Raw genomic sequence first — 15,792 nt, forward strand, 5'->3', positions numbered from 1 at the left:
GAGGGCGACAAGTCTAGGCGACCCGGCGGGTCTTGTGGGTGGCGCTGCTGGCCTGGCGGCGCAGGGCCAGCAACTGGGCGGCGACGGCGATCGCGATTACCTCCGGCTCCTTGCCGCCGACGCCGGGCGCACCCACCGGGCAAACCAGGCGGGCGAGCTGGGCCTCGCTGCTGCCGCCGGCACGCAGCCGGGCTTCGAAGCGGGCGCGCTTGGCGGCCGAGCCGATGAGGCCGAGGAAGCGGAAGTCGCCACGCGCGAGCCAGGCGCGCACCAGCTCCAGGTCCAGGGCATGGCTGTGGGTCATGATCAGCACTGCGCTGTCCGGCGGCAGGGCAGCGACCTCGGCCAGCGGGTCGTCGCTGAGGAGGCGGCGGGTGTTGGCTGGCAGCGCGGGCAGGAATTCGTCTTCGCGCGGGTCTATCCAGCTCACCTGCAGCGGCAGCGGCGCCAGCACCTGCACCAGCGCGCGGCCGACGTGGCCGGCGCCGAACAGGGCGAGGTGCAGCTCCGGTGGGCGGAAGCGTTCCAGCAGCAGCGCCGGGCCGATGTCGGCCAGCAGGGCCTGGTCGCCAGATCGTTGGGGCAGGGCCTGCAGCAACGGCTGGAGCTCGGCGCGCTGGTCGGCGGCGCTGGCGGGCAGGACTTCCACCTGGCGGCGGTCCAGCGCGCTCAGGCGCAGCCAGGGGACGTCGGCGGCGGCCAGGTTGTTGGCTTCGGCGACCCAGCCGAGGTCGGCCGGCGTCACCGTCTCGAAGCTGAGCCAGACCACGCCGCCGCAGCACTGGCCGACGCGGGCGCCGAGCGGAAAGCGCTCCAGCCGTGGCGCCTGCGGCGCGGCGGCGAGCTGTGCGCGGGCGATCTCCCGCGCCCGCAGCTCCAGGTGGCCGCCGCCTATGGTGCCGAGGGCGAAATCGCGGCCGACCAGCATGTGGGCGCCGGGCTCGCGCGGGGTGGAGCCCTGACAGCGGGCGACGCCCAGCCACACCAGGCTTTCGCCGGCGCGCAGACGGGCCTGGAGTTCGGCGAGCAGCAGGCGGTTGTTCATGCCGTGGCCCCCGCAGGCGGCTCCACGTCGCGCTGCCGCGCTTCGGTGAGGCTGCGCAGGATCTCCTCCGGCGTGGCCGGCGCGTTCAGCTGCGGGGTGACGCGGTAGTCGGCCGCGGCGGCGACCGCGTCCTTGATCGCATGCCACACCGACAGCGCCAGCATGAAGGGCGGTTCGCCCACCGCCTTGGAGCGGAAAATGGAATCCTCGGCGTTGAAGCCGCGTTCCCACAGGCGGACGTTGAAGATCTCCGGCACGTCCGACACCGCCGGAATCTTGTAGGTGGAGGGCGCGTGGGTGGTGAGGCGGCCGTCGGCGCTCCAGCACAGCTCTTCGCTGGTCAGCCAGCCCATGCCCTGGATGAAGCCGCCTTCGACCTGGCCGAGGTCTATCGCCGGATTCAGCGAGCGGCCGACGTCATGCAGGATGTCGGTGCGCAGCACCCTGGATTCGCCGGTGAGGGTGTCGATGGCGACCTCGGAGCAGGCGACGCCGTAGGCGTAGTAATAGAAGGGCCGGCCGGACAGGGTTTCGCGGTCGTAGGCGATCTTGGGCGTGCGGTAGTAGCCGGTGGCCGACAGCGAGATGCGCCCCATCCAGGCCTGCTTGGCGAGCTCGGCGAAGGAGAGGCTGAGCGGAGCGCCGGGTTTTCCGGTGGCAGTGCCGTTGCCGTTACCTGCGTTACCGATGTGCACCCGGTTGGCGCGGAATACCACTTGGTCCTCGCGCACGCCGTAGCGGGCGGCGGCGAATTCGGTGAGCCGCGCCTTGATCTTGCGTGCTGCCTGCTGCGCCGCCTTGCCGTTGAGGTCGGCGCCGCTGGAGGCGGCGGTGGCGGAGGCGTTGGGCACCTTGGAAGTGTCGGAGGCGGTGACGCGGATGTGGGAGACATCGATCTGCAGTTCCTCCGCCACTACCTGCGCCACCTTGGTGAACAAGCCCTGGCCCATCTCGGTGCCGCCGTGGTTGAGCAGCACGGTGCCGTCGGTATAGACGTGGAGCAGGGCGCCGGCCTGGTTGAGGTGGGTGGCGGTGAAGGAGATGCCGAACTTGACCGGCGTGAGCGCGATGCCGCGCTTGATCACCGGGCTGGCGGCGTTCCAGGCGCGCAGCGCGGCGCGGCGGGCGGCGTAGTCGCAGTCCGCCTCCAGCTCGGCCGTGAGCTCGGCGATCACGTTGTCCTCGACCTTCTGGCCGTAGGGCGTGAGGTCGCGCTCGCCGAGGCCGTAGTAGTTGCGCTTGCGTACCGCGAGCGGGTCGAGGTCCAGGTGGCGGGCGACCGCATCGATGACTTCCTCGATGCCGAACAGGCCCTGCGGGCCGCCGAAGCCGCGGAAGGCGGTGTTGGAGACGGTGTGGGTCTTGCAGCGGTGGGAAAGGATGTCGACATGCTCCAGGTAGTAGGCATTGTCGGCATGGAACATGGCGCGGTCGGCGATGGCGCCGGTGAGGTCGGCGGAATAGCCGGCGCGGGTGGCCTGCATGAAGCGCACCGCGAGCAGGCGGCCGTCGTCGTCGAAGCCGGCTTCCCAATCGATGCGGAAATCGTGGCGCTTGCCCGTGAGCACCATGTCGTCGTCGCGGTCCAGCCGCAGCTTCACCGGCCGGCCGGTGAGGCGGGCGCCGATGGCGGCAATGGCGGCGATCTGTCCCGGCTGGCTCTCCTTGCCGCCGAAGCCGCCGCCCATGCGCCGGCATTCCACCACCACGTCCTTGGCATCCACGCCCAGCGCATGGGCGACCTGTAGCTGCACCTCGCCCGGATGCTGGCTGGAGGAATGGACGCGGGTGGTGCCGTCCTCCTGCGGGATGGCGTAGGCGATATGGGTTTCCAGGTAGAAGTGGTCCTGCCCACCGTGGCGCACGCTGCCGGCCAGCCGGTGCGGCGCGGCAGCGAGGGCGGCCTCCGGCTCGCCGCGGCGCAGCTGGGCGTCCGGCAGCACCCGGCTGCCGGCGGCCAGCGCCTGGTCCACGTCCAGCAGGGCTGGCAGCGCTTCGTAGTCCACCTCGGCGAGGCGGGCGGCGTGGCGGGCGGCGCGCATGTCTTCCGCCAGCACCGCGAACAGGGCCTGGCCGTGGAATTGGACTTCGTCGCTGGCGAAGATGGGATCGTCATGCACCACCGGGCCGAAGTCGTTCAGCCCCGGCACGCTGGCGGCGTCCAGCACCGCCACCACGCCGGGCGCGGCGCGCACCGCGGCGAGGTCGATGCGGCGGATGCGGGCGTGGGCAGCGCTGGCAAGGCCGATGGCCGCGTGCAGGGTGCCGCGCAGTTCCGGCTGGTCGTCGATGTAGGCGGCGCCGCCGGTGACGTGCAGCACGGCGGATTCATGGGCAAGGCCGCTGCCGACCGCACCCTGCACCGCCGGCACGGCGGCGCGGTCCGCGGGAATGGCGAGATCTACCGCTTCAGACGGCTGCACGGCGGCTCTCCTCGTCGTGGATGCGGGTGGGGAACTGGCCTTGCAGTTCGAGCTGCAGCCGGGTCAGCAGGTTCTGGGCGACCTGCAGGCGATAGCCGGCGGTGGCGCGCATGTCGGACAGGGGCTGGAAGTCGTTCGCCAGCGCGGCGCGGGCCCCGGCCACGGTGGCGGCATCCAGCGCCCGGCCGCGCAGCGCGGCTTCGGCGCCGGCGGCGCGCCTGGGGATGCCGGCCATGCCGCCGTAGGCCAGCCGGGCGTCGGCGACGATGCCGTCCTCCAGCCGCAGGGCGAAGCCGGCGAATACGGCCGAGATGTCCTGGTCGTGGCGCTTGGCGATCTTCCAGGCACGGAAGACGAAGCCGGGCTGCGCCGGCCGGCGCGGAATGCGCACCGCCTGCACGAACTCGCCGGCGGCGAGGTCCTTCTTGCGGTAGTCGAGGTAGAGCGCTTCCAGCGGCAGGCTGCGCAACTGCTCGCCCCGGCGCAGCACCACCTCGGCGCCGACCGCGATCAGCGCCGGCATGGAATCGCCAATGGGGCTGCCGTTGGCGACGTTGCCGCACAGGGTGCCGCTATTGCGGATGGGGCGGGAGGCGAAGCGGCGGTACAGCTCGGTGGCTTCCGGATATTCCCGCAGCAGGGCGGCGAAGGCGGCCTCCAGGCTGACGGCGGCACCGATCTCCAGCCAGGTGCCGCGCGCGTCCTGGTATTCGCCAACGTGGGCGAATTCCCGTACCGCGCCGGTATGCAGCAGCAGCGGCAGCGGCTTCAGCTGCTTGGTTACCCACAGGCCGACGTCGGTGCCGCCGGCGAGTATCGTGGCGTGCGGCGCCTCCGCATATTGGCGGGCGAAGTCGGCGGCGCTGCGTGGCGCCAGGTAGTGGCCGGCCGGGTGGTCGATCCGCAGCGCTGCGCCATCGTCCAGCGCGGCGAGGCGGGCGAGCAGATCGGCTTCCGCCGCCGGGTCGTCGCGCCAGGCCGGCGGTGGCAGATGCGTGGATTGCGGCGCCGGCAGCGCGTACATTTGCCGGCCCGCCGCCAGGATGGGACGGTAGCCGGTGCAGCGGCAAAGGTTGCCCGAAAGGGCGTCGGCCAGGGCGCTATCGTCCGGTTGGGCCTGCGTCTGGTAAAGGCCGAACAGGGACATGACGAAGCCCGGCGTGCAGAAGCCGCACTGGGAGCCGTGGCAGTCCACCATGGCGCGCTGGGCGGGATGCAGCGCGCCGTCTGCCGCGCGCAGGCTCTCCACGGTGAATAGCGCCTTGCCATGCACTGTGGGCAGGAAGCGGATGCAGGCATTGATCGCCTGCCAGCGCAGCCGCCCTTCGTGCGCGTCGGCCAGCACAACGGTACAGGCGCCGCAATCGCCCTCGGCGCAGCCTTCCTTGGTGCCGCTGCGGCCGGCGTGTTCCCGCAGCCAGTCCAGCAGCGTGGTGGTGGGTGGCAGGCCGGTGACCTGGACCTCGCGGCCATCGAGCAGGAAGCGGATGGTCTGGCTCATCGCGGGTAGCTCCAGCGCAGGGTGCAGTAGAGAAAACCTGCGGTGCGGGCGGGATGTGGGCTCATGGGAAGAGAGGCGCGTTCGAACGTTTTTCAATTTGGCGGGGGCGGACAATATTGTCAACAATCTAGGTGGCCGCAATCGACTGATATTTCGAAAGATTTATACGCCGTATTGGTGCGTTGTCCGGGATCGATGCACCAACAGCGGGCGAGGCGTGAGGCGCGGGCTGGGGGCGGACGAGATGGCCTAAAGTGTGAGGCCCAATTGTTGACAATGCCCCACCCGACTTCCAAACTCCGCCATCCCTTTTCGAGCATGCCGAATTGGACGCCTCTTCCCTGAAATCCCCGCCCCAAGACGCCAGCGTCGAGTCCCTGGTCCTCGGCAAGACGCCGCGTGCCGGCAGCCAGGATGCGGAACGGATGTTCGACACCCTGCGTAACGCGGTGCTGGACCAGCGTCTGCCACCGGGCATGCAGTTGAAGGAACAGGCCCTGGCGGATGCCTTCAAGGTGAACCGCGCCTTGGTGCGGGCAGTGCTGGCGCGGCTGGAGAGTGCGCGGCTGGTGGAGCACAGGCCGAACCGCGGCGTGTTCGTGGCGACGCCGACGGTTGCCGAGGCGCGCGACATCTTCGCCGCGCGCCGCGTCATCGAGGCGGCGCTGGTGCGCACGCTGACCGCGGTGGCCATGCCTGCCGGCCTGGCGGAGATGCAGGCGCTGGTGGAGCGCGAGCAGGCTGCCTATCGCAGTGGCGACATGCGTGCCGGGCTGCGGCTGTCGGTGGAGTTCCATCGCCTGCTGGCGCGGCTTGCCGGCAATTCGGTGCTGGCCAATTTTCTGGAAGAGTTGGTGGCGCGCACACCGTTGGTGGTGCTGTCCTACAAGGGCAGTGATACGCCGTCCTGCGCGCTGGACGAGCATTCCGCCATCATCGAAGCGATTGCGGTCGGCGATGCGGAACGGGCGGTGACGCTGATGAACGCCCATCTGAACCATCTGGAAGCCAAGCTGGAGAGCGGCTTCCGCGCGGCCAGCGGCGAGGCCGACATCGCTGCGATGCTCGGACTGGCGCCGGCGCGCTGAGCCCGGCGGTGCGGCACTCCCGGCTCAGGGCAGGCGCAGGCGGCTCTGGCGCGGGATGTGGCGGGTGAGGAAGTCCATCTGGTCCGCCAGGATGCTGCGGTTGCAGAGGATCAAGTATTCCGCCTTGTTCGGCACGTAGGGCGCATACAGCAGCGCCATGCGCGCCTGCTCCGGCGTGCGCCCGCTCTTGCGCTGGTTGCAGGGACGGCAGGCGGTGACCACGTTCATCCAGATGTCCCGTCCGCCCTGGGAGACCGGCGCCACATGGTCGCGGGTGAGCTGGCTGCCGGGCAGGCGGTGGCCGCAATAGGCGCAGAGGTGGCGGTCGCGGCGAAACAGTTCCCGGTTGTTCAAGGGCGGCACCTGGGTCAGGGCGCCAGGGCGCAATAGACGGCCCTTGATGGCGATGATGCTCTGGGTGGTGATTTCGGAGCGCTCGCCGGTGGCCCGGGAGATGCCGCCGAGGAAGTGGAATTCGCGCTCGCCCAGGCTCCAGGCGACCATGCCTCGAGCATGGTAGTGGCAGGCGGCCTGCCAGGAGATCCAGCGGTGTGGTGTGCCGTTGGCGTCCAGCGAGAGTATCCACGGATGGTGCCCCTCGTCGTGCCGGTGCAGCACTTCGGGTTCCATGAGCGTCATCGGGCTTTCGATCAGCACGCTTCCTCCATCACGGTGGTGCGCGCCCTGGGCCCGGTTTCTTCGTGCTGCGGCACGCGTTCTTGAATCAGAACAGACTTTCACCGGCGCGCGCAAGTGCCGCCGCCCTGCCTGAAGCCGGGACAGGATCGGATTGGTGCTGCAGCACTCAGGGCAGCGGCATGTCCGGCGTCACGATGCCGGTGTGGAAGCTCCAGCGCCCGCTGCGCCTGTCCTCGAAATAGTGGCGCATGGTCATTGCGATGGTGCGGAATGCGATCTCGTTCCAGGGGATGTCGGCTTCCCGGAACAGAGCCACCTCGAGCGATTCCTCGCCGGGGCGGAAATCCAGATCCAGCAGGCGGGCGCGATAGATGATGTGCACCTGGTTGATGTGCGGCACGTCGATCAAGGTATAGATGTCGCCGACCTCGATGCGGGCGCAGGCCTCTTCCAGCGTTTCCCGCGCGGCACCCTGAGCGGTGCTCTCGGCGTTTTCCATGAAGCCGGCCGGCAGCGTCCATTTGCCCAGCCGCGGTTCTATCGCCCGGCGGCACAGCAGGATGCGGTCTTCCCATTCGGGCAGTGCGCCGACGACGATCTTGGGGTTCTGGTAATGGATGTCGCCGCAACTGCCGCAGACATGGCGGGGAAGGGAGTCGCCCTGGGGAACGCGGAATTCGACGGTGGCGCCGCAGGTGGAACAGAACTTCATCGTCGGGCTGCTTGCGTGGAGTAAGGTGGGATTTTAGCCGGAACGGGGCGCACCCGTCTGTGCAACCCAGGCTATGCGCGGCGAACCGCCATGCGGAAGTGCGCTCCTTGCCGTGCCTTTTGGCTTAGTGAATGCGCTTTATTGGTGCCAAGCCGGAAGTCGCCACCCGCGCTCTTCGAAAGCTTGCGGCCAACACGGCTCGACGGCCTGCGTATTGCCAAGGTAAAGTGCCGCGGCGACTGCGATGGCCCCTGTTTAGAGCCCAGGCAGAATCCCAATAGTCATGAAGACAATCGCGCAATAAAGGAATCCATGCCGCCTCCGATCGACATGAATCGGTTCGAGCAACTGAAGGCGACCGGCGATCTGCCGTCGCCGCGGGGCGTTGCTTTGGCAATCATCCGCCTCACTCAGGCGGAAGAAGTTTCCATGGCCGAACTGGCGCGGGTCATAAAGAGCGACCCTGCTTTTGTCGGCCGCCTCATCAAGGCCGCCAATGGCGTGGTCTCCTTCCACCGCCGTGCCGTGGTTTCGGTTCAAGAAGCCTTGATGGTGCTGGGGCTTCCGGCGGTGCGGACGATGGCGCTGGGTTTCTCGCTCTTGTCCAGCTATCGCAAGGGCGGTTGCGTGGGTTTCGATTACGCGCGCTTCTGGTCTTCCTCTCTGCTGATGGCTCTGTCCATGCAAGTCGTTGCCCAGCGCTTGCGGGTGATTGCGGCTGATGAGGCCTTCAGCCTGGGGCTGCTCGCCCGGGTGGGGGAACTGGCGCTGGCTACGCTTTATCCCACCGACTACGGCCGCCTGCTGCTGGAGTCCCAGCGCTTCCCGGAACTGCGGCTCAGCGACCTGGAACAGCAATCCTTCGCGCTCACCCATAACGAGTTGAGCGCTGCCATGCTCGCGGACTGGGGGCTACCGGTCGTGTTCACCGAGCCGGTGCTCTACTTCGAGCAGGCCGAACGTGCAGGTTTTGCCGCGGGCGGCAGGGAGGAGGGGCTGCTGCAATGCCTGGTGCTTTCGCGGGCTCTGACGGAGATTTGCCTGGCCTCCGAGGTAGACCAGGCGGCCTTGATGCCGCCGGTGCTCAAACTCGCGACCCGTCTGGGCCTGGGCCGCGACGACTTCGCTGCGGCCTGCGAGCGCATCGGCCGGGAATGGCTGGAGTGGAGCAAGCTGCTGCAGTTGGAGTCGGTGGCGCCGCCGGCTTTCGGCAGCCTGGTACAGAAAGGGGCGGCCGCCGCGCAGGCCCGCAACGAAGCGCCGCAGCCTGTCCAGCCGGTGGCGACGCCCTTGGTCGAGAGCGGGATGCGGGTCATGGTGGTGGACGCCGAGCCGGCCGTCCGTCGCGAACTGCGCGGTCTGCTGGAGGCCGCCGGCCATCTGGTCGTGGAGGCCGGCAACGGGCGGGAAGGCATGGAACTGGCGCTCGAAGTTCAGCCGCACATGATGGTGCTGGACTGGGCCATGCCGGAAATGGATGGACTCGAACTGGTGCGGGCGTTGCGGGCCACGAAGATGGGGCGCGGCATCTATGTGTTGCTGCTTACCCAGGTGGAAGATGACGAGCGTCTGGTAGAGGCCTTCGAGGCCGGCGCCGACGATTTCGTCGTCAAGCCGGTGCGCCCGCGGGTGCTGAATGCGCGACTGCGCGCCGGCCAGCGGGTGGTGCGCCTGCAGCAGGAGCTGGAGCGCGACCGTGAAGAGATCCGCCACTTCGCTGCCGAACTGGCCATCACCAACCGCCGCCTGCAGGAAGCCGCGTTGACCGACGCGCTCACCGGCTTCCCCAACCGGCGCTATGCGATCGATCGCATCCAGCAGGAGTGGATCGCCTCCACCCGCAACCGCCGGCCGCTTTCCTGCATGTTGATCGACCTGGACGGCTTCAAGCAGATCAACGACAGCCACGGTCACGATGTCGGTGACATGGTGCTGCGCCAGGCGGCCGACGCGTTGAGGGTGGCATTGCGCGGGCAGGATGTGATCTGCCGAACCGGTGGCGACGAGTTCATCGTCATCTGCCCGGACACCGAACTGGACGCCGCGATGGTATGCGGCGAGCGGCTGCGCGAGGCGGTGGAGGCGTTGGTGGTGGAAACCGGTGGTCCGCGCCTGAAGCTGACCATCAGCGTCGGCGTCGCGGTGCGGGATGCATCGATGGAAGATGTGGATGCGCTGATAAAGCGCGCAGATCAGGGCGCCTACAAGGCGAAACAGCGGGGACGGAACCTGGTGGCGTCGATGCAGGGCGCAGGTTCCGACGAGTCTTCTGCCGGCACGGCCGGCTTGGCGGTGTAACAGCTGGCCAATGCAATGACGAAACAGGGAAGACGGATGGACCGCATGGATGAGCGCCTGCTGCGTCAGGACGAGCCGGTACGGGTCCTGATCGTGGACGATTCTGATGACGACGCCTTCCTCGTGCGCGCCGAACTGGGTCGGCGGGGGGTGAGGATCGACTACCGCCGGGTGGACTGCGAGCTGGACATGGCCGCGGCCCTGGCTTCGGATAGCTGGGACGTGATCCTTGCCGATCACGACATGCCTGGCTTCGACTCGCTGGCTGCGCTCGAGGTGCTCAAGCGCAGCGGCCAGGATGTGCCCTTCATCATCCACTCCGGCCAGATATCCGACCGTCAGGCGGTGTCGGCGATGTACGAAGGCGTGGATGATTTCATCGCCAAGGGCGACTATGAGCGCCTGGTGCCGGTGATAGAACGGGAACTGCGCGGCGTGAGTGCCCGGCGCGCGGTGCGCACCGCCGACAACCGAATTCGTGAGCTGGTCAATTTCGACGGCCTCTCTGCGTTGCCCAACCATCATCTGTTCTGCAGCAAGGTCACCGACTGGCTGGGCGATTGCCGCCAGCGCGCCCGTGCGCCGGTGGGGGCGGTATTCGTCGTCGATGTGGACCGCTTCATGCGGATCAACGCCAGCTTTGGCTACGAGGTCGGCAGCGCCATCCTGCGCCAGGTGGGAGAGCGCCTCGCCCAGGGGTTGGCGCCAGAAGTCACACTGGCGCGGCTGGGGGGCGACAAGTTCGGCGTATTCCTGCCCGGCGTCGGCGATCCGGCGCAGATAGAGGTCACCGCGCGCTGGATACTCACCGCCTTTGAACAGCCCTTCCTGAAAGACAAGGTGGAACTGTTCCTGACAGCCAGCATCGGCATCGCGATGGTGCCGCGCGATGGCGACTCGGTTTACACCTTGCTGATGAACGCCGAAACCGCGGTGGCTCAGACCAAGCGCAAGGGCGGCAAGGGCCTGCGTTTTTTTGACCGGGCGATGAATACCGCCTCGGTGGAGCGCCTGGCGCTGGAGGCGGACTTGCGCCATGCGTTGGTGAGGAATGAGCTGCGCCTTTTCTATCAGCCGCTGGTACGTGCCACCGATGGTGCAGTGGTGGGCGCCGAGGCGCTGGTGCGCTGGCAGCATCCGCAGCAGGGCCTGCTGACGCCGGATCGCTTCATTCCGCTGGCCGATGAGACAGGGCTGATCACCGAGGTCGGCAGCCAGGTGCTGTTCGAGGCCTGCCGGCAGGGCAAGGCCTGGCAGGACGCCGGCCATGCTGCGTTCCGGGTATCGGTGAACGTGTCGGCTGTCCAGTTCGGCCAACCGCGCCTGCTCGAGACGGTCAGCGAGGCCTTGAACGCCAGCGGTTTTCCGCCCGCTTGCCTGACATTGGAGATTACCGAGAGCTCGTTGATGAGCGACGTCGAATCCGCGGCCGGCATGTTGCGTGCCCTGAAGAACATGGGCGTGCAGGTGGCGGTAGACGACTTCGGGACCGGTTACTCCTCGCTCTCCTACCTGAAACGCTTGCCGATAGACGTCATCAAGATCGACAAATCTTTCGTGCGCGACGTCAGCCATGACGAGGAAGACGCAGCCATCGTGCGCGCCATCATTGTGCTGGCGCGCAGCCTGCATCTCGCCACGGTGGCGGAAGGCGTGGAAACCCGGGAGCAGGAAGTGATGCTGCGCGATGAGCGCTGCGACAGTTTCCAGGGTTTTCGCTACGGCAGGCCGGTGCCGCCGGAGTCTTTCCCCTTCCTGCTCCAGGGTGTTGCGGACTGAGTAAGGCCCCGTCTGTTGTTTTTCGACCACACGGGCAGACGGGCTTTTCCTTGCTCCGCGCTTGCGATTGCTCACAATTTACTTTAAGTTCTGAGCACTTCTACCTGAAAGGGAGCAGGAAACGATGGATCGCCCCGATTTTCAGGCCGAAATACGCGAATTGAATCTTGCCTACCTGATGCTGGCCCAGCAGATGCTGCGTAGCGACAGGGAGACTGCGATGTTCAGATTGGGCGTGACCAAGGAGGTCGCCGACCTGATCGAAAGCCTGTCCGCCGCCAAGCTGGTGCGGATGGCAAACAGTCAGATGTTGATGCCCAGCTTCCGCTTCGACGATGCCCAGTTGCTTCGTCTGATGGCGGGGGAAGGGCGGGATCCGGCTACCTCCAGCCTGCATGCGGCCATCATCGCCGCCGGCAAGACGCTGGGTGAGACGGCCTAGGAGAGAGCAATGAAGAACAAGCGCATCATCGACGAGGCCGAAGACATCCGCCGTGCGGTTGAGATGGTCCAGCTAGGCGCGCGCATGCAGATGCTGGAGGTGGAAACCCGCCTCAGCCGTGAAAAGCTGTTGAAAATCTATAAGGAAGTGCGCGGCGTTTCGCCCCCAAAAGGCATGCTGCCCTTTTCCACCGACTGGTTCATGACTTGGCAGCCGAACGTGCATTCGTCGCTGTTCATGGGTTTCCATCGCTATTTCGCCGAGGCCGCCGGGCTGAAAGGGCTGGATGCCATCATCAAGTCCTACCACCTCTACCTGGACCACATCGAAGCGGAGCAGATGGAGCCGGCGCTTAGCCTGACCCGCGCCTGGACCCTGGTGCGCTTCTTCGATGCGGACCTGCTGCAGATGGCGCCGTGCAGTTGCTGTGGCGGCCACTATGTGGCGCACGCCTACGATCCCACTGCCAACTTCGTCTGCGGCCTGTGCAACATGCCCTCGCGTGCCGGCAAGAGCAAGCGCGCGGTGCCGACCCGCAAGACCCGGGTAAAAGCTGCTTCGGTCTGAGGCGCCCCACGCTGGCGACAGGGGCCGGCGTGAGATTCTCCACACGGGCTGTCCGAACGTAGCGGACAGCCCGTTTTCTTTTGTCGGATTGCTTCAAGTTTCCGTTATCCGGACCGATACAATGCGACGCAGTGCCCACTCTTTCGCGGCGTTTTCCTGGAGTTCGCGGTGTTTCTCATCATTGGCTACGTCATCATCCTTGCCGCCTCGGTCGGCACCTATGCTGTGCACGGCAGCCTGGGGGCGTTGTGGGTGCCGATGGAGTACCTCGCCATCATCGGTTTGATGATTGGCGGTTTCGTTTCCGGCAATAGCGGAAAGACGATCAAGGCGACGCTGGGATCCCTGGGGGGGGCGGTAAAGGGATCGCCCTACAACAAGGCGCTGTATGTGGACCTGCTGTCCATGCTCTACGAACTGCTGGCCAAGGTCCGCAAGGAAGGGTTGATGTCGATCGAGAACGATATCGAGAACCCGGATTCCAGCCCGATTTTCTCCAAGTATCCCAGTGTCACTTCCGATCACCACGTGGTCGAGTTCCTCACCGATTACCTGCGCATGATGGTGGGCGGCAACCTCAACGCCTTCGAGATCGAGAACCTGATGGACATGGAGATCGAGACTCACCACCAGGAAGCGCATCTGGCGCCTCACACCGTATCCAAGATGGCAGATGGGCTGCCCGCCTTCGGTATCGTCGTGGCGGTGATGGGGGTGGTGAACGTGATGGGCTCGGTGGGCGAGCCGCCGGCGGTGCTGGGGAAAATGATCGGCGGCGCGCTCGTAGGTACCTTCCTCGGCATTCTGCTTTCCTATGGTTTCGTTGCCCCCATTGCCAGCCAGCTTGAGCAGAAGGTGGAAGAGGGCGGCAAGATCTACCAGTGCATGAAGGTGGTGCTGCTGGCCAGCATGAATGGCTACGCGCCGCAGGTGGCTATCGAGTTCGGACGCAAGGTGTTGTACTCCACGGAGCGGCCGGGTTTCACCGAGCTGGAACAGGAACTCAAGAACCGCAAGGGTTGAGGCGTCAGGCAATGGCGATTCGTTTTTCGAACCGTTTGCATTCTTGTGGCGCGCCTGGACGGGATGAGGCATGAGCGACGATACCCAGCAGCCCATAGTCGTAAAACGCATCAAGAAGGGCGGCGGCGGTCACCACGGCGGCGCCTGGAAGATCGCCTACGCCGACTTCGTGACGGCGATGATGGCCTTCTTCCTGCTGATGTGGTTGCTCGGCTCCACCGCCAAGGGCGATCTGGTCGGCATTGCGGACTACTTCCAGAACCCGCTGAAGCTGGCGATGGATGGCGGCGAAGGCTCCGGCGACAGTTCCAGCATCATCAAGGGCGGCGGCGAGGACCTCACGCGCTCCTTGGGCCAGGTCAAGCGGGGCGATTTCGAAGGCCGCAGGACAATCAACCTGGACGCTGCCCGCGGCCGCGAAACGCCGACCGCCGAGGTGCCGGCCGAGGAAACCGAAACCCGGCGTGAGCGGGTGCGACTGCTGGACCTGAAGGGACGCATAGAGGCCATCATCGAGGCGGATCCGCTGCTGCGCCAGTTCAAGAATCAGATCCTGATGGACATCACCACGGAAGGCTTGCGTATACAACTGGTGGATGAGCAGAACCGGCCGATGTTCAACACCGCGAGCGCCGATCTGCGGCCCTACACGCGCGATCTGCTGCGCGACATCGGCCGGGCGCTGAACGACGTCAATCACCGCATTTCGCTGTCCGGCCATACCGACTCCGCGCAATACGCCGGCGGCGACCGTGGCTTCTCCAACTGGGAATTGTCATCCAACCGCGCCAACGCTGCGCGCCGGGAGCTGATCGTCGGCGGCCTGGAGATGGGCAAGGTGGTCCGAGTGGTCGGCCTGGCCGACACCATCCCGTTGAACAAAGAGAACCTGCTGGACCCGATGAACCGCCGCATCAGCATCGTTGTGCTGAATAAGCGTACCGAGGAGTCCTTGCGCACGGAAGGCGGCCAGGTGGAGGTAAATAGCGGGGCGCCTGTCGATGGTGGCGCCCTGCGGCAGAACATCGAGCAGCAGGCGCCGGCTCCGGCAGGCCCCTTGGGGAACGGGGCGCGGACTTCGCGTCTTGATCCGCCGCTGGGCGGCATGCGCTGAGCGCCTTGACCGAAGTCTCGCAGCCCGAAGCGTTACGGCCGGTTCGAAGCTATCTTGAAGGGGCCGCAGGGCATGCCGCGTTGGCCCGAAATACCGCGCCCGGCATCGGCCGGATGCTTCGGACGGCGACCGGTGTGCCTGTCGGGGCCCGACGACCGCGGCAAAAAGAATGTATCCAGGGAGTGCCCAGCATGACCACATCCGGTGGTTCCTCACGCCTGCCGCCGCGATCGCCGTCCGGCATCGCATCTGGCAGTAGTACGCCCAGCGCCGCAGCACACAAGCCGCTGGGCGCGGCGGCACCCGGCTTCCCTCCTGCGCTCGGGGCGGGTCGGGAGCGGGAGTTCGAGTTCACCGCCTCGGATTTCGAGAAGGTGCGCAAGCTCATCCATCAGCATGCCGGTATCGCCCTGTCGCCGGCCAAGCAGGACATGGTCTACAGCCGGCTGGCGCGGCGTCTGCGCGCCTGCGGTGATCGCACTTTCGCCCAGTACCTCACCCGGCTGGAGCGCGATCGCAGCGAGTGGGAGACCTTCGTCAATTCGCTGACGACCAACCTCACCTCCTTCTTCCGTGAGGCCCACCATTTCGACATCCTGGCCGAGCAACTGAAGAAGGTGGCGGAGAAGCGGACCATCAAGATCTGGTGTTGCGCGGCTTCGACCGGAGAGGAACCGTATTCCCTGGCCATCACCGCCTGCGAGGCCTTCGACAGCCTGAATCCGCCGGTACAGATCCTGGCGACCGATATCGACACCGCGGTGCTGGCTCATGGCGAGGCCGGCTCTTACCGGCAGGAGCGGGTGGAGCGACTGTCGCCCGAACGTCTGCGCAAATTCTTCCTGCGCGGGACCGGGGACCAGGACGGCGTGGTCAAGGTAAGGCCGGAACTGCGCAGGCTCATCACCTTCCGCCGCATCAATCTGCTGGAGGCGAACTGGGCGGTGCAGGGGCCGCTGGACGCCATCTTCTGCCGCAACGTGATGATCTACTTCGACAAGCCTACCCAGTACGGCATCCTCAAGCGTTTTCAGCCCTTGTTGCGGCCCGACGGGCAGCTGTTCGCCGGCCATTCCGAGAGCTTCATGCATGCCGCGGACCTGTTCCGGTCGCGGGGACGCACCGTCTATCAGCGGGCAGACGCGCCGCTGCGCTGAGTTC

At 66.6% G+C, this 15,792-nt stretch carries 13 protein-coding genes; 8 read left to right on the forward strand and 5 right to left on the reverse strand.

Translation table 11 applies throughout. From position 1 onward, the window contains the following. Nucleotides 1-13 precede the first annotated feature (13 nt). From xdhC to xdhA, 3 genes are read right to left on the reverse strand one after another with little or no spacing between them, the layout of a single operon-like run. Nucleotides 14-1,045, reverse strand: coding sequence for a xanthine dehydrogenase accessory protein XdhC (xdhC, locus tag C7389_RS03450; RefSeq protein ID WP_133588404.1), 1,032 nt, complete (start codon nucleotides 1,043-1,045; stop codon nucleotides 14-16). Beyond that, on the reverse strand, nucleotides 1,042-3,468 hold the full coding sequence (xdhB, locus tag C7389_RS03455; RefSeq protein WP_246034608.1) for a xanthine dehydrogenase molybdopterin binding subunit: 2,427 nt from the start codon (nucleotides 3,466-3,468) through the stop codon (nucleotides 1,042-1,044). The genes xdhC and xdhB overlap by 4 nt, the downstream gene beginning before the upstream one ends. Next, on the reverse strand, nucleotides 3,455-4,969 hold the full coding sequence (gene xdhA / locus C7389_RS03460; protein WP_133588406.1) for a xanthine dehydrogenase small subunit: 1,515 nt from the start codon (nucleotides 4,967-4,969) through the stop codon (nucleotides 3,455-3,457). Before xdhA ends, xdhB begins: the two co-directional genes overlap by 14 nt. 326 nt (nucleotides 4,970-5,295) lie before the next feature. Between xdhA and C7389_RS03465 the strand changes: the two genes are divergently transcribed. Beyond that, nucleotides 5,296-6,057 carry a GntR family transcriptional regulator gene (locus C7389_RS03465; RefSeq protein ID WP_133588408.1) on the forward strand — a complete coding sequence of 254 codons (762 nt, stop codon included), beginning with the start codon at nucleotides 5,296-5,298 and terminating at the stop codon, nucleotides 6,055-6,057. 24 nt (nucleotides 6,058-6,081) lie between these two features. Here C7389_RS03465 and C7389_RS03470 read toward each other — a convergent pair whose 3' ends face one another. Together C7389_RS03470 and C7389_RS03475 are read right to left on the reverse strand one after the other, a co-directional pair. Further along, nucleotides 6,082-6,714, reverse strand: a complete 633-nt coding sequence (locus tag C7389_RS03470; protein WP_246034609.1) for an HNH endonuclease — start codon at nucleotides 6,712-6,714, stop codon at nucleotides 6,082-6,084. Nucleotides 6,715-6,862: 148 nt separating this feature from the next. Then, nucleotides 6,863-7,408 carry an NUDIX hydrolase gene (locus tag C7389_RS03475; protein ID WP_133588410.1) on the reverse strand — a complete coding sequence of 182 codons (546 nt, stop codon included), beginning with the start codon at nucleotides 7,406-7,408 and terminating at the stop codon, nucleotides 6,863-6,865. 312 nt (nucleotides 7,409-7,720) lie between these two features. Between C7389_RS03475 and C7389_RS03480 the strand changes: the two genes are divergently transcribed. From C7389_RS03480 to C7389_RS03510, 7 genes are all read left to right on the forward strand, one after another. After that, complete coding sequence (locus C7389_RS03480) at nucleotides 7,721-9,706, forward strand: GGDEF domain-containing response regulator (RefSeq protein ID WP_133588776.1); 1,986 nt, start codon at nucleotides 7,721-7,723, stop codon at nucleotides 9,704-9,706. 45 nt (nucleotides 9,707-9,751) lie between these two features. Then, a complete protein-coding gene (locus C7389_RS03485; protein ID WP_246034610.1) occupies nucleotides 9,752-11,485 on the forward strand; it encodes a putative bifunctional diguanylate cyclase/phosphodiesterase in 1,734 nt (577 codons plus the stop codon). A 124-nt stretch (nucleotides 11,486-11,609) separates the two neighbouring features. Further along, the gene (gene flhD / locus C7389_RS03490) at nucleotides 11,610-11,927 is read left to right on the forward strand and encodes a flagellar transcriptional regulator FlhD (RefSeq protein ID WP_133588412.1); all 318 of its coding nucleotides are present in this window, start codon (nucleotides 11,610-11,612) and stop codon (nucleotides 11,925-11,927) included. A gap of 9 nt (nucleotides 11,928-11,936) precedes the next feature. Continuing rightward, complete coding sequence (gene flhC / locus C7389_RS03495) at nucleotides 11,937-12,494, forward strand: flagellar transcriptional regulator FlhC (protein WP_133588414.1); 558 nt, start codon at nucleotides 11,937-11,939, stop codon at nucleotides 12,492-12,494. A gap of 168 nt (nucleotides 12,495-12,662) precedes the next feature. Continuing rightward, nucleotides 12,663-13,517 (forward strand): flagellar motor stator protein MotA, encoded by an 855-nt coding sequence (motA, locus tag C7389_RS03500; protein WP_133588416.1) that lies wholly within the window; start codon nucleotides 12,663-12,665, stop codon nucleotides 13,515-13,517. A 70-nt stretch (nucleotides 13,518-13,587) separates the two neighbouring features. Continuing rightward, the gene (gene motB / locus C7389_RS03505) at nucleotides 13,588-14,631 is read left to right on the forward strand and encodes a flagellar motor protein MotB (protein ID WP_133588418.1); all 1,044 of its coding nucleotides are present in this window, start codon (nucleotides 13,588-13,590) and stop codon (nucleotides 14,629-14,631) included. 191 nt (nucleotides 14,632-14,822) lie between these two features. Beyond that, the gene (locus tag C7389_RS03510; RefSeq protein ID WP_133588420.1) at nucleotides 14,823-15,788 is read left to right on the forward strand and encodes a CheR family methyltransferase; all 966 of its coding nucleotides are present in this window, start codon (nucleotides 14,823-14,825) and stop codon (nucleotides 15,786-15,788) included. Nucleotides 15,789-15,792: the final 4 nt, after the last annotated feature.

The organism is Azoarcus indigens, assembly GCF_004361735.1.
In the GTDB taxonomy this organism is placed as follows: Bacteria; Pseudomonadota; Gammaproteobacteria; order Burkholderiales; family Rhodocyclaceae; genus Azoarcus; species Azoarcus indigens.